Source organism: Ensifer sp. GW101-20A05, assembly GCF_059424735.1.
In genome coordinates, this window is sequence record NZ_JBWKZT010000001.1 from 605,783 (window position 1) to 619,190 (window position 13,408).

The following is a 13,408-nucleotide window of genomic DNA, read 5'->3' on the forward strand; positions in this document are numbered from 1 at the left end:
ATGATACGCTCCCTCGACCGCCTCATCCGCCCGCGCACCATCGCCGTCTTCGGCGGCAAGGAAGCGCGGCGTGTCATCGAGCAATGCGACAAGATGGGCTTTACCGGTGAGATCTGGCCGGTGCACCCGCGCGAAGCCGAAATCCTCGGCCGCAAGTGCTATCGCTCGGTGGCGGAACTGCCAGGCGCACCGGATGCCTCCTTCGTCGGCGTCAACCGGCAGCTGACGATCGATATCATCCCCGATCTTGCGAGCCGCGGCGCCGGCGGCGCCGTCTGCTACGCCTCCGGCTTTCGCGAGGCGGCAAGCGAGCTCCACGACGGCAACGAGATGCAGGAGGCGCTGGTGGCGGCTGCCGGCGACATGCCGATCGTCGGGCCGAATTGCTACGGCTTCATCAACATGCTCGATGGCGCCCTGCTCTGGCCGGACCAGCACGGCATGCAACGCGTCGAAAAGGGCGTCGCGATCCTGACGCAATCTTCCAACATCGCCTGCAACATCTCGATGCAGACACGCGGCCTGCCGCTTGCCTATGTCATGACCGCCGGCAACCAGGCGCAGACGGGTCTGTCCGACATCGCCTGCGCCGTGCTCGAAGATCCGCGCGTCACCGCCGTCGGCCTGCATATCGAGGGTTTCGACAGCGTTGCTGCCCTCGAGCGGCTGGCAACGCGTGCGCGCGAACTCGGCAAACCGGTCGTGACGCTGAAGGTCGGCAAGTCGGAAGCGGCCCAGCTTGCGACGGTGTCGCACACCGCCTCGCTTGCCGGCAACGACCGTGTCTCCTCGGCGCTTCTTGCCCGCCTCGGCATCGGCCGCGTCGACACGCTGCCAGCGCTCTTGGAAACGCTGAAGCTGCTGCATGTGGCAGGCCCACTCGAGAGCAACGACATCTCCTCGATGAGTTGCTCGGGCGGCGAGGCCTCGTTGATGGCCGATGCCGGCGAGCGCTACCGGGTGAACTACCGACCCTTACGCGACGAGCAGAAGAAGCCGCTGAAGGACGCGCTCGGCGAGATGGTGACGATCGCCAACCCGCTCGACTACCACACCTTCGTCTGGGGCAACCGGGAGAAGCAGACGACCGCCTTTACCGCCATGATGAAGGGCGGCTATGCAATCAATCTCCTCGTGCTCGACTTCCCCCGGCTTGACCGCTGCGACCCGACCGACTGGGAGACGACCTGCCACGCGGTGATCGACGCGGCACGGGCAACGGGCGCCCGCGCCGGCATTGTCGCCAGCCTTGGCGAGAACATGCCGGAGGCGACGGCGCTCTTCCTGATGAAGGCGGGTGTCGTCCCCTTCTTCGGCATCGAGGAGGCGCTGGCCGCGATCGAGACGGCCGCCGACATTGGCGCCGCCTGGGCGAAACCGGTCCCGCCCCGCCTGCTCGACGGCAGCGGCAGCGCAGCTGGCGAGGCGATCACGCTCAGCGAACATGAGGCGAAGGTGGAGCTTGCCGCTTCGGGCCTCAAGGTGCCTGAAGGCAGAACGGCGGCGACCGCCGAAGAGGCCGCAAACGCTGCCGAGGCCCTCGGTTTCCCCGTCGTGCTCAAGGGTCTGGGCGTCGCCCACAAGACCGAAGCGGGCGCCGTGAAGCTCAACCTTGCAAGCCGCGATGACGTCTATGCGGCAGCAAAGACCATGGCCGCCGTCGCCTCGGGTTACCTGGTCGAGAAGATGGTGGCAAAACCCGTCGCCGAACTGATCATCGGCGCCATGCGCGATCCGGTCGCGGGCCCCGTACTGACGATCGGCGCCGGCGGCATCCTGGTGGAACTGCTCGACGATTCCGCCATCCTGACGCTGCCGACGACGCCGGAAGCGATAAACGAGGCGATCGCCGGACTGAAGATCCGCAAGCTCATCGACGGCTATCGCGGCGGCCCTGCAGGCGATTTCGCGGCATTGGTCGAGGCTGTCGCCGCAGCGGCATCCTATGTCGTTTCAAACGCTTCGAAGCTCGAAGAACTCGATATCAATCCTTTGATGGTGTTGCCGAACGGCCAGGGTGCCGTTGCGGCCGACGCCCTCATCCGCCGGAGGAACTGACCCTGATGACCGGACCGATCCTCACGCGCCGCGAAGGCGGTATTCTCGAAGTCACGATCGACCGGCCGAAGGCCAATGCCATCGACCTGAAGACCAGCCGGGTGATGGGCGAGATCTTCCGTGATTTCCGCGACGACGACAGCTTACGCGTCGCGATCATCACCGGCGCCGGTGAAAAATTCTTCTGTCCGGGATGGGACCTGAAGGCGGCCGCCGATGGCGACGCGGTCGACGGCGACTATGGCGTCGGCGGTTTCGGCGGCATGCAGGAGCTGCGCGACCTCAACAAGCCGATCATCGCGGCGATCAACGGCATCTGCTGCGGTGGCGGTCTCGAAATCGCGCTGTCGACCGATCTGATCCTTGCCGCCGAACACGCGACCTTCGCGCTACCTGAAATCCGCTCCGGCACAGTTGCGGACGCCGCCTCGATCAAGCTTCCGAAGCGCATCCCCTATCACATCGCCATGGACATGCTCCTGACCGGTCGCTGGCTCGACGTGGCGGAAGCCCACCGCTGGGGCTTCGTCAACGAGATCCTGCCGGCAAACAAGCTGATGGAGCGCGCCTGGGAACTCGCCCGCCTGCTCGAAAGCGGACCGCCGCTCGTCTATGCCGCGATCAAGGAAGTGGTGCGCGCCGCCGAAGGCGAGGCCTTCCAGACGACCATGAACAAGATCACCCAACGGCAGTTCGAGACGGTCGACATTCTCTATTCTAGCGAAGACCAGCTGGAGGGCGCACGCGCCTTCGCCGAGAAGCGCGACCCCGTCTGGAAGGGCCGCTGACAGACCCCGCCATCCTTGGTGGCGCAGGGAACCGAGCCGGGCGACCGGCATTGAGACGTGACGAGACGCGCGGGCAAAGCCGCGCGCCATAAACCACGCGTCCATAAGCCAAGCTTATGGAAATAAATTGTAATTTAGGGCGTTACAAGATCGGTTCCAGCGACTACGCTTATCGATCTGAAGCTAATGCGCCCGGTCGACGAAAGGAGAACGAAACCCGACGAAACAAGAAGCGGCCGCCCGGGCCGATCCGAAATGCCATCGATACAATGGCTGTACGCAGCAATCTCTAACAACCACAACGAACGGCGAATGCCGACAAAGAAGGGAACAGGGGAATGAGCGATTACAAGGATTACCTCACACAACAGGTCATGCTCGGCAAGATGAACCGGCGCGAGTTTCTCGGCCGCGCAGCCGCTGCCGGCATTCTCGCCTCGACGGCCGGCACGCTGTTTGCGACCAGCGCGGCGGCGCAGGAGCCGAAGCGCGGCGGCCATCTGAAGCTCGGCCTCGAAGGTGCCGCCGCCACCGACTCGAAGGACCCGGCCAAGGCGCTTTCGCAATTCATGTTCGTCGTCGGACGCAACTGGGGCGACATGCTGGTCGAAAGCCATCCGACGACAGGCGCACCGGTGCCGGCACTTGCCGAATCCTGGGAGCCCTCGGCCGACGCATCGACCTGGACCTTCAACATCCGCAAGGGCGTGAAGTTCCACGACGGCAAGGAGTTGACGCTCGACGACGTCATCAAGACGTTGCAGCGCCACACCGATGACAAGTCGGAATCGGGCGCACTCGGCGTGATGAAGTCGATCAAGGAAATCAAGGCCGACGGCGGCAAGCTCGTGCTGACACTCACGGAAGGCAATGCCGACCTGCCGCTGCTGCTGTCCGACTACCACCTTATCATCCAGCCGAACGGCGGTCTCGACAGTCCCGACGCGATGATCGGCACCGGCCCCTACAAGGTGACGAGCTTCGAACCCGGCGTTCGCGCCACCTTCGAAAAGAATGCCGACGACTGGCGCACGGATCGTGGCTATGTCGATTCCGTCGAACTGATCGCCATGAACGATGCGACGGCCCGCATCGCCGCCCTCTCCTCCGGCCAGGTGCACTTCATCAACCGAGTCGATCCGAAGACGGTCAACCTGTTGAAGAGGGCGCCCACTGTCGAGATCCTGAACACGTCGGGCCGCGGCCACTACGTGTTCATCATGCATTGCAACACGGCGCCGTTCGACAACAACGACCTGCGGCTGGCGCTGAAATACGCGATGGATCGCGAAACCATGGTCGAGCGCATCCTCGGCGGCTATGGCAAGGTCGGCAACGACTTCCCGATCAACGACACCTATGCCCTCTTCCCTGAGGGCATCGAGCAGCGCGCCTATGACCCGGACAAGGCGGCCTTCCACTACAAGAAGTCCGGCCATAGCGGCTCGGTGCTGCTGCGCACCTCCGACGTCGCCTTCCCAGGCGCGGTCGACGCGGCGGTGCTCTACCAGGAAAGCGCCAAGAAGGCCGGCATCGAAATCGAGGTCAAGCGCGAACCGGGCGACGGCTACTGGACAAACGTCTGGAACGTCCAGCCCTTCTCGACGTCCTACTGGGGCGGCCGCCCGACCCAGGACCAGATGTATTCCACCGCCTATCTCTCGAACGCCGACTGGAACGATACCCGCTTCCAGCGCGCCGATTTCGACAAGATCCTGCTCGAGGCCCGCTCCGAGCTGGACGAAGCGAAGCGTAAGGAGATGTACCGGACCATGGCGATGATGGTGCGTGACGAAGGCGGCCTGATCCTGCCGATGTTCAACGACTTCGTGAATGCCGCCGGCAAGCAGGTGAAGGGCTACGTGCATGACATCGGCAACGACATGTCGAACGGCTATGTCGCAACCCGGGTGTGGCTGGACGCATGATGATGGAAAGCGGACCGCTCACTGGTCCGGTTCCGACGGACGGGAGCGCGGATGGAACCCATCCGCGCCCTGCCGAACTTTCCGGAGTACCAGCAAAACCCAACCCTGCGGATGGTGAAATCGGCGGCACCTTCTGGCGCCGCTTCACCTTCCGCCGCCCGCTCGCGGCGCTGATCCTGCAGCGCCTGGGCCTGAGTGTCGGCCTGCTCTTTGCCGTGTCGCTGATGATATCAGGCGGCATCGAGGCGCTTCCCGGCGACTTCGCCACCACCTATCTCGGCCAGTCCGCAACGCCGCAGGCGGTTGAAAACATCCGCAAGGATCTCGGCCTCGACAAGCCCTGGACCGAACGCTACCTGTCCTGGCTCGGCGGTGCCGTCAAAGGCGATTTCGGCACCTCCTGGGCCAGCAAAAATTCGGTCGGCGAGCAGATCGGCAAGCGCCTCGGCAATTCGCTGTTCCTCGCCTTCTTCGCAGCGCTCATATCCGTGCCGCTCGCCGTCGGCCTCGGCATGCTGGCGGTCCAGTTCCGCAACAGGCTGCCGGACAAGATCATCAACGTCGTGTCGCTCGCGGCCATCTCGCTGCCCGAGTTCTTCGTCGGCTATCTCCTGATCATGTTCTTCGCCGTCAAATACGGCATCGCGACCTTCCCCGCGACCGTCTATGACAGCATGAGCTTCACCGAACGTCTCTCGGCGATAGCACTTCCGGTCGCGACCCTGGTTCTCGTCGTGCTCGCCCACATGATGCGCATGACCCGAGCCGCGATCTTGAACGTCATGTCGTCGGCCTATGTCGAGACGGCGGAACTGAAGGGGCTCAGTGCCTTTCGCATCATCGCCAAGCACGCTGCTCCCAATGCCGTTGCGCCTGTCATCAACGTCATCGCCCTCAACCTCGCCTATCTCGTCGTCGGCGTCGTGGTGGTCGAGGTGGTCTTCGTCTATCCCGGCATGGGGCAATACATGGTGGATGCGGTGACCGTGCGCGACATGCCGGTCGTTCAGGCCTGCGGCCTGATCTTCGCCGCCTTCTACATCTTCCTCAACATGGCGGCCGACATTCTCGCGATCATCGCCAACCCGAGACTGAGGCATCCGCGATGAACCTGAGATCCATTCCCTTCAGCGCCTGGGTCGGCATCGCCGGCATCGCCCTTGCGATCTTCTGTGCCGTCTTCGCGCCCGTCATCGCCCCCTTCGGCGAACGCGACGTCGTCGGCGACATCTGGCTTCCGGCCGGCGGCGACTTCCTGCTCGGCACCGACAATCTCGGCCGCGATCTGCTGTCGCGTCTGGTCTATGGCGCCCGCACCACGATCTTCGTGGCGCTGGCGGCGACCGTGCTCTCCTTCTCGCTGGGCATGCTCCTGAGCTTCACGGCGGCCGTCGTCGGCGGCTTCACCGACCAGTTCTTCTCCCGCTTCAACGACCTGATGATGGCGATCCCGACGCTGATCTTCGCCCTCGTCGTTCTCGCCGTGCTGCCGCAACATCTGTGGATCCTGATCCTGGTCATGGCAGTGCTCGACAGCACCCGCGTCTTCCGCATCGGCCGCGCCGTGGCACTCGACGTCGCGGTCATGGAATTCGTCGAAGCCGCAAGGCTGCGCGGCGAAGGTTCGCTCTGGATCATCTTCCGCGAGATCCTGCCGAACACGCTGTCGCCGCTGCTCGCCGAATTCGGCCTGCGCTTCGCCTTCTCGATCCTGTTCCTCTCCACCCTCTCCTTCCTCGGCCTCGGCATCCAGCCGCCGTCCGCCGACTGGGGCGGCATGGTCAAGGACAACAAGGATGGCATCATCTTCGGCATTTCGGCGGCCCTGATCCCGGGCGCGGCAATCGCCACGCTGGCGATCTGCGTCAACCTCGTGGTCGACTGGCTGATGAAAAGAACCTCGAGCCTCAAGGGAGGACGCGGCGATGCCTGAGATGCTTTCCGTCAAGAACCTCAAGATCGAAGCGACCAGCTATCCGCCGGGCGAACCGCCCAAGGTCGTGACCCTCGTCGAGGGCGTCTCCTTCGACGTTGAGAAGGGCAAGGTGCTCGGCCTCATCGGCGAATCCGGCGCCGGCAAGTCGACCATCGGGCTTTCGGCGCTCGCCTATGGTCGCGGTGGCGTGCGCATCACCGGCGGCCAGGTCCTGCTCGACGGCAAGGACATCCTGACGCTCGACAAGAACGGTATCCGCTCGATCCGCGGCGCCCGCGTCTGCTACGTCGCGCAATCCGCGGCGGCGGCTTTCAACCCGGCCCACCGGCTTGGTGACCAGGTGATCGAGGCTTCGGTTCGCCACGGCATCATGAGCCGTGAGGAGGCGAAGAAAAGGGCGCTCTATCTGTTCCGGGTGCTGGGCCTCCCCAATCCGGAAACCTTCGGCGACCGCTATCCGCACCAGGTCTCCGGCGGCCAGCTCCAGCGCGCAATGACCGCCATGGCGCTTTGCCCCAATCCGGAGCTGATCGTCTTCGACGAGCCGACGACGGCGCTCGACGTGACAACCCAGATCGACGTGCTCGCCGCGATCAAACACGCGATCGAGGAGACGCATACGGCAGCGCTCTACATCACCCATGATCTCGCGGTGGTCGCCCAGATCTCCGACGACATCATGGTGCTGCGCCACGGCAAGACCGTGGAATACGGCACTACCAAGCAGGTGATCGAGGCACCGCGGGAGGACTATACCCGCGCGCTCGTCAGCGTCCGCCAGACCAAGCGCGACGAGGCGGCCGACCAGACCGGGGCGCAGTTGAAGATCGAGCATGTCAGCGCCGGCTACGCCAACGGCTTCAAGGTGCTGCACGACGTCTCGATGCATCTGCCCAAGGGCCAGACGCTGGCGATCGTCGGCGAAAGCGGCTCGGGCAAATCGACGCTCGCCCGGGTCATCACCGGCCTCTTGCCGCCGACCGAGGGCCGCATCAGCTTCGAGGGCAAGGAACTGCCGCGGGCCTTGAAGGGCCGCAGCAATGACGAGCTTCGCCGCATCCAGATGATCTACCAGATGGCCGACACGGCGATGAACCCGCGCCAGACGGTGCGCGACATCGTCGGCCGGCCGCTCTCCTTCTATTTCGGCATGCACGGCCAGAAGAAGTCGGAGCGGGTCAAGGAACTCTTGGACCAGATCGAGATGGGCAGCCGCTTCCTCGATCGGTATCCGGCCGAGCTGTCCGGCGGGCAGAAACAGCGCGTGGCGATCGCACGCGCCTTGGCCGCCAAGCCGGAGCTGATCCTCTGCGACGAGCCGACCTCGGCGCTCGACCCGCTGGTGGCCGAAGGCATCCTGAATCTGCTTTTGAAGCTTCAGGAGGAAACCGCTGTTTCCTATGTCTTTATCACCCACGACATCGCCATCGTCCGGGCGATCGCCGACAGCGTCGCGGTCATGCATCGCGGCCGCCTCGTGCGCTTCGGGCCGAAATCGAAGGTGCTGTCGCCACCCTTCGACGACTATACCGACCTGCTTTTGAAATCGGTTCCGGAAATGGAGATCGGCTGGCTGGAGCGCGTGCTGAAGACGCGAAGGATGGAAAGCGCCGGAAACTAAGGCAATTCCAGGAAAAGTGTGAAACGGTTTTCCGTCCGGAATTGCGCAATTTCAAACAGTTGGAGCAATTCGCTGTTTCAATGAAACAGTGAATTGCTCTAGGGCCATCGCGGAAAATGCGCGTTGCCTGTTGTGGGACGCAATCTGAAGGGAAGCCGGCTGCACAGAGGCGAGCGGCTTCCCTGCCCCCAATGCTCGGTTTCCGGGATCCGCCGTGTCACGACCCGACGGGCGCAGTCACGCTTCGCATGAGCTCGCGTCAATGCTCCCAGAAATGCTTCTTGACCTCGGTATCGACCTGCTTTTCGGTCAGGCCGATATCATCGATCAACTCCGGCGAGTCGGCCGCCATATGGGCAAGCTGATCGCGGTAGTGCTGACGATCGTCCCACATGGCAAAGAGACGCTTCGGGTGAAACCACTTGGTGATGCGGCCATCGCCGGGCTCGGATGTCTGCTCAACGTCCTCGGATACGGAGTGGTAGAAGTCGGACATGCCTGACAGAAGCTTGCTCATGGTCGTCCTCCCGCGTGATGTTCAGCGCAAACTCTAGCCTCATAGGACTATGCGGCAATCGCACATGTGCAGTGTTTTGCTTCCAGCATTTGTAGTATTTTGCTGGAGCCGCAGCAGAACCGAACCGGTGAAACGACAAGGAGGCAGGTATGACCCGCATCCTGAGGCGTCGCTTTGTGCCTGCGATCCTGTCGGATCGCGAGCGTGCAGTCGCCGAACGCTTTGCTGCCGGCCTGACCTACCGCCAGATCGGCGAAGCGCTCTGCATCGCGCCATCGACCGTGCGCAGCCATCTCGCGACGATCTATGGCAAGCTTGGCGTTCGCAACAAGATCGCGCTGGCGTCAGAGATAGCCGGACCAAGGGAGTTAACGACCGCGGCACCGGCAGAGCAAGGGCCACCGGTCCTCGCCCTGTTCCCGATCGAAAGCCTGAACGAAGAGCGGCGCTGGCGCCGGTTTGCCGACGGCCTTTCGTCGGATATCTGCGTCGATCTCGCGCGCTACGCGGATCTGCCCGTTGTCGCCTTTCACACCATGAAGCTGCTCGGCAATCGTGCGGAGAGCTACGACGACCATGTCCAGGCCATCGGCGCGACCTATGCGGTGACCGGCCAAGTGCGCGCCGACGACCGGCAGGTGCGGCTGACGATCCAGCTCTCGGAAACGCGCTCCGGTATGACGCTCTGGAGCGAACGCTACGACCGGCCGATCGGAGACATACTCGCGCTTCAGGACGATTTGACGGAGAGCGTCGTCAACGCGCTGGCAGGCTGCTTCGGCAAGCTGGCCGCCCTCAGGCGCAATGCCAGCCGCAAGAAGGCCCCCTCGAACCTGCATTCCTACGATTACTATCTTCTCGGCGTCGAAGAGCTCAACCGGTTCAGCGCGGAAGGAAACGCCGCGGCAATTTACCTCCTCACGCGGTCGCTCGAATTGGACCCCGCACGGGTAAGGGCCTGGACCGAACTGGCCTATGCCTACTCCGTCCAGGCCTGCAACGGCTATGGCATCGACTTTGATACGACCATCGGGAACTGGCGATCGGCTATCGAGGAGGCCTTGCGCCTCGATCCGGCAAACCCGTTCGCCCATACCTGCCTTGGCGATCTCAAGGCGTGCCTCGGCGACCTCAAAGGTGCCGCCGACGCCCAGGCGCACGCGTTCGAGCACGGCAAGCACAATGCCGATACCCTGGCGCTCTTGGCCGGCAGCAAGGCTCTGGTGGCCGGAAATCCGGCCGAAGCGATGCCGCTAATCGAGAAAGCGTTGTCCCTCAATCCCTTGGCACCGCCCTGGTACTACGGCATGCTCGGTCGCGTGCTCTTCGTCATCGGCCGTCATGCGGAGAGCCTTTCGGCGCTGGGACGCAGTTCACAGGAATCGCCCAATACGCTGATGTTTCAGGCCATGGGACACGCCCGTATCGGAGAGACCGAAGAAGCGGCAAGCGCCGCATCACGGTTACGCACCGAGTTCCCGGACTTCTCCGTCGAGCGCTTCATCGCCGGTTACCCGGTCACCAACCCGCCGGCGCTCAAAGCCGTTCAGGAAGGAGCCCGGCTGGCGATGCTCGACTGACGGCGCAATCTCACTTCTGCCGGCAATCGACGTCGCCCACGCGCTGGGCGGCTTCGCCTTCAAACGTCACAGACGGTTCTGCCTTCGCGGCGCAATCGCCCTTGGCGCCAGCACCCGCGCGGAAATGCACGACCGGCTGACCCTCGATCATGATGCTCGGCACCACCTCGTAGAGTTCCGGCGGGCAATTGGCGACGTCGGAGAGCCTGAGCGCCGGCTGGCCGCCGATCATCACGCTGGAGGCGCCCGAAAGCGCGCAGGACGGGATCGGCGCCCGCGCCTCCTCGGCCATTGCAGACGGAGCCGGCACGGCGAACCAAAGGCAGGCGGTGACGGCCGCTACAGCTTTCATGATCTCTCCTCCAATTGTCCCCTTGCCGGTGCAAGCTATGACACGGCCGCGCCCCCGCCTCAATATTCGGTCGGCACGGTCAAAGGCTCGGCATCGGGCGTATCGAGGAAGGCGCGGACCGTCTGCGGCATGTGTCGCGAACCGAAGGAAAGCACGCCGCAGCGCGAGAGCATCTGGCGCAGATCCGGCTGAGCCCCAAGAGATCGCCAGATCATCCGAGACGCATAGGGCAGGTTCTCCTTGCGCCAGGAGACCCCCATGGTGGTGCCACGCAGATAGACGCGCTGGTGCACTTCGAAAGGCAGAAGGATCGTCTGCGCCAGCATCGGCTCGCGCCCGATGCTGCGCTCGGCGACGAAGATGCGGTTTCGCCAGAAGGTGACGAGACCGACATATTTCGAGAACTGCTGGATCTCGTTTTTCGGGTCGCGGATGCGCTCGATCGATTTCACCCGGATCGAGCCGGCCTCCTCGTAGATCCGGGCGCAGGAGCACACAACCAGCCCCGGCCAGGAGAGCGAAACATGGTAAGTCTGATAGTAGCCGATATGGCGCCTCAAGCCCGCGATGTCGCCGGGAAAGCCTTCGAGCAGCAGACCGGCGTCCGAGCGATCGCGGTCCGGTCGCGTCATGCGCGCCTCGAACTGTTTTGCCGGCAGCGCGAAGTCCTCGGCCGCCAGTCCGAAGAAGCGGGCGATGCGCGTGACATTGTGCGGTGACGGCCGCGCTTCGCCACCGATGTAGCGATTGAACTGCTGCCGGTTGATGCCGATCTCACGGCAGATCTGCGAGATCGAGCGCCGCGTCGAACAGGCAAAGCGAAGATTGGCCGAGAAGATGTCGATGTCCTGCACTGCGCTACCCGCCCTCACCTTGGCGCCAACCACCTTGATAGAAGCCGGCGGCGAAGGGATAGCGTAAAAGAGCGTAAAAAAGCGTCAAGTCGCGAAATTGTGCACGCGCCTGCAGCCATTAGGTTTCCTCGATAAACATTATACCAAAGGGAACCTTGAAATGACCGAATTCACGAAGCGACCCGACGGCCTTCTCGTCCCCGCGAGCATGGCTTCGACCGGCATCAGCCGGCGCGGCTTCCTGGCGGGTACCGCAGCGCTCGGACTTGCGGCCGGCCTCGGCGCAACGCTGGCGGCAGGCGACGCGCGCGCGCAGGAGCCAAAGCGCGGCGGCCATCTGAAGCTCGGCCTCAAGGGCGGCGCCACCACCGATTCGCTCGACCCCGCCGCCTATAGCGGTTCCGTCTCCTTCGTCATCGGTCACCTCTGGGGCGATACGCTGGTCGAATCCGACCCGAAGACCGGCGCGCCGCTGCCGGCCCTTGCCGAATCCTGGGAGCCTTCGGCGGATGCGTCGCAGTGGACCTTCAAGATCCGCAGCGACGTTAGTTTCCATGACGGCAGCAAGCTGACGGTCGCCGATGTCGTTGCGACCTTGAAGCGCCATGCCGACGAAGGCTCCAAGTCCGGCGCCCTCGGGCTGATGCGCTCCATCAAGACCATCGAGGAAAAGGGCGGCGCGCTGGTGCTGTCCTTGAGCGAGGGCAATGCCGACCTGCCGCTGCTTCTGACCGACTATCACCTGATCATCCAGCCGAAGGGCGGCGTCGACAACCCGGCCTCGCCCATCGGCACCGGCCCCTACAAGCTTGCAAGCTACGAGGCAGGCCTGCGCGCCACCTTCGAGAAGAACGCCGCTGACTGGCGCTCCGACCGCGGTTTCGTCGACTCGGTCGAGATCATCGTGATGAACGACACGACGGCGCGCATCGCCGCCCTTTCTTCCGGCCAGGTTCACTTCATCAACAACATCGACCCGAAGACCGTGCCGCTCTTGAAGCGGGCGCCGCGCGTCGAGATCCTCCGGACCGCGGGCAAGGGTTTCTATAGTTTCCTGATGCATTGCGACACCGCGCCCTTCGACAACAACGATCTCCGGCTGGCGCTGAAATATGCGGTCGACCGCCAGGCGATCCTCGACCGGGTGCTCGGCGGCTTCGGCACGCTCGGCAACGACTATCCGGTCAACGGCAACTACGCACTGGCGCCTGAGGGCATCGAGCAGCGGGCCTATGACCCCGACAAGGCCTCCTTCCACTTCAAGAAGTCCGGCCACGACCGGCCGATCCTCTTGCGCACCTCCGACGCCGCCTTCCCGGGTGCGGCGGACGCTGCCGTGCTCTTCCAGGAAAGCGCCAAGAAGGCTGGCATCGAGCTCGAAGTGCGGCGCGAGCCCGAGGACGGCTACTGGACCAATGTCTGGAACGTGCAACCCTTCTGCGCTTCCTATTGGGGCGGCCGTCCGACGCAGGATTCGCGCTACTCGACCTCCTATCTCTCGACCGCCGAATGGAACGACACGCGCTTCAAGCGCGAGGACTTCGACAAGCTCCTGCTTCAGGCCCGCTCCGAGCTCGACGATGCCAAGCGCAAGGAAATGTACCACAGCATGGCGATGACGGTGCGTGACGAAGGCGGCTTGATCCTGCCCGTTTTCAACGATTACGTGAACGCTGCCTCGGCTTCGCTCAAGGGCTTCGTCGACGACATCGGCAACGATCTTTCCAACGGCTATGTCGCAAGCCGCGTCTGGTTCGACAGCTAAGCAATTCCA

11 protein-coding genes are annotated in these 13,408 nt (G+C 63.7%); 8 read left to right on the top strand and 3 right to left on the bottom strand.

Features of this window, described 5'->3' with window-relative positions:
- The 6 genes from AC070A_RS03080 to AC070A_RS03105 all read left to right on the top strand — a co-directional run bounded on the left by AC070A_RS03080 (position 1) and on the right by AC070A_RS03105 (position 8,331).
- A complete protein-coding gene (locus AC070A_RS03080) occupies positions 1-2,058 on the top strand; it encodes an acetate--CoA ligase family protein (RefSeq protein WP_113737745.1) in 2,058 nt (685 codons plus the stop codon).
- 5 nt (positions 2,059-2,063) lie between these two features.
- Positions 2,064-2,846, top strand: coding sequence for a carnitinyl-CoA dehydratase (locus tag AC070A_RS03085; protein WP_113737744.1), 783 nt, complete (start codon positions 2,064-2,066; stop codon positions 2,844-2,846).
- A 338-nt stretch (positions 2,847-3,184) separates the two neighbouring features.
- On the top strand, positions 3,185-4,774 hold the full coding sequence (locus AC070A_RS03090; RefSeq protein WP_058326793.1) for an ABC transporter substrate-binding protein: 1,590 nt from the start codon (positions 3,185-3,187) through the stop codon (positions 4,772-4,774).
- Positions 4,774-5,883: an ABC transporter permease gene (locus tag AC070A_RS03095; protein WP_113737750.1), complete on the top strand. Its 1,110-nt coding sequence runs from the start codon at positions 4,774-4,776 to the stop codon at positions 5,881-5,883. Before AC070A_RS03090 ends, AC070A_RS03095 begins: the two co-directional genes overlap by 1 nt.
- Positions 5,880-6,707, top strand: a complete 828-nt coding sequence (locus tag AC070A_RS03100; RefSeq protein ID WP_057253303.1) for an ABC transporter permease — start codon at positions 5,880-5,882, stop codon at positions 6,705-6,707. The genes AC070A_RS03095 and AC070A_RS03100 overlap by 4 nt, the downstream gene beginning before the upstream one ends.
- Positions 6,700-8,331: an ABC transporter ATP-binding protein gene (locus AC070A_RS03105; RefSeq protein WP_057253301.1), complete on the top strand. Its 1,632-nt coding sequence runs from the start codon at positions 6,700-6,702 to the stop codon at positions 8,329-8,331. The genes AC070A_RS03100 and AC070A_RS03105 overlap by 8 nt, the downstream gene beginning before the upstream one ends.
- A gap of 259 nt (positions 8,332-8,590) precedes the next feature.
- Here the strand turns inward: AC070A_RS03105 and AC070A_RS03110 are convergent, their stop codons facing one another.
- A complete protein-coding gene (locus AC070A_RS03110; RefSeq protein ID WP_057253298.1) occupies positions 8,591-8,848 on the bottom strand; it encodes a DUF1127 domain-containing protein in 258 nt (85 codons plus the stop codon).
- A 149-nt stretch (positions 8,849-8,997) separates the two neighbouring features.
- Here AC070A_RS03110 and AC070A_RS03115 point away from each other — a divergent pair, with 149 nt between their 5' ends.
- On the top strand, positions 8,998-10,428 hold the full coding sequence (locus AC070A_RS03115) for a LuxR C-terminal-related transcriptional regulator (RefSeq protein WP_218373001.1): 1,431 nt from the start codon (positions 8,998-9,000) through the stop codon (positions 10,426-10,428).
- A 10-nt stretch (positions 10,429-10,438) separates the two neighbouring features.
- Here the strand turns inward: AC070A_RS03115 and AC070A_RS03120 are convergent, their stop codons facing one another.
- The gene (locus AC070A_RS03120; protein ID WP_057253294.1) at positions 10,439-10,780 is read right to left on the bottom strand and encodes a PAAR domain-containing protein; all 342 of its coding nucleotides are present in this window, start codon (positions 10,778-10,780) and stop codon (positions 10,439-10,441) included.
- Between the two features lie 59 nt (positions 10,781-10,839).
- Positions 10,840-11,634 (bottom strand): helix-turn-helix domain-containing protein, encoded by a 795-nt coding sequence (locus AC070A_RS03125; RefSeq protein ID WP_057253291.1) that lies wholly within the window; start codon positions 11,632-11,634, stop codon positions 10,840-10,842.
- 208 nt (positions 11,635-11,842) lie between these two features.
- Here AC070A_RS03125 and AC070A_RS03130 point away from each other — a divergent pair, with 208 nt between their 5' ends.
- Complete coding sequence (locus tag AC070A_RS03130) at positions 11,843-13,399, top strand: ABC transporter substrate-binding protein (RefSeq protein ID WP_057254362.1); 1,557 nt, start codon at positions 11,843-11,845, stop codon at positions 13,397-13,399.
- Positions 13,400-13,408: the final 9 nt, after the last annotated feature.

Bases quoted from the DNA above. Each gene is read 5' to 3' on its own strand.
- AC070A_RS03080 (WP_113737745.1), top strand. From the start codon at position 1: ATGATACGCTCCCTCGACCGCCTCATCCGCCCGCGCACCATCGCCGTC.
- AC070A_RS03085 (WP_113737744.1), top strand. From the start codon at position 2,064: ATGACCGGACCGATCCTCACGCGCCGCGAAGGCGGTATTCTCGAAGTC.
- AC070A_RS03090 (WP_058326793.1), top strand. From the start codon at position 3,185: ATGAGCGATTACAAGGATTACCTCACACAACAGGTCATGCTCGGCAAG.
- AC070A_RS03095 (WP_113737750.1), top strand. From the start codon at position 4,774: ATGATGGAAAGCGGACCGCTCACTGGTCCGGTTCCGACGGACGGGAGC.
- AC070A_RS03100 (WP_057253303.1), top strand. From the start codon at position 5,880: ATGAACCTGAGATCCATTCCCTTCAGCGCCTGGGTCGGCATCGCCGGC.
- AC070A_RS03105 (WP_057253301.1), top strand. From the start codon at position 6,700: ATGCCTGAGATGCTTTCCGTCAAGAACCTCAAGATCGAAGCGACCAGC.
- AC070A_RS03110 (WP_057253298.1), bottom strand. From the start codon at position 8,848: ATGAGCAAGCTTCTGTCAGGCATGTCCGACTTCTACCACTCCGTATCC.
- AC070A_RS03115 (WP_218373001.1), top strand. From the start codon at position 8,998: ATGACCCGCATCCTGAGGCGTCGCTTTGTGCCTGCGATCCTGTCGGAT.
- AC070A_RS03120 (WP_057253294.1), bottom strand. From the start codon at position 10,780: ATGAAAGCTGTAGCGGCCGTCACCGCCTGCCTTTGGTTCGCCGTGCCG.
- AC070A_RS03130 (WP_057254362.1), top strand. From the start codon at position 11,843: ATGGCTTCGACCGGCATCAGCCGGCGCGGCTTCCTGGCGGGTACCGCA.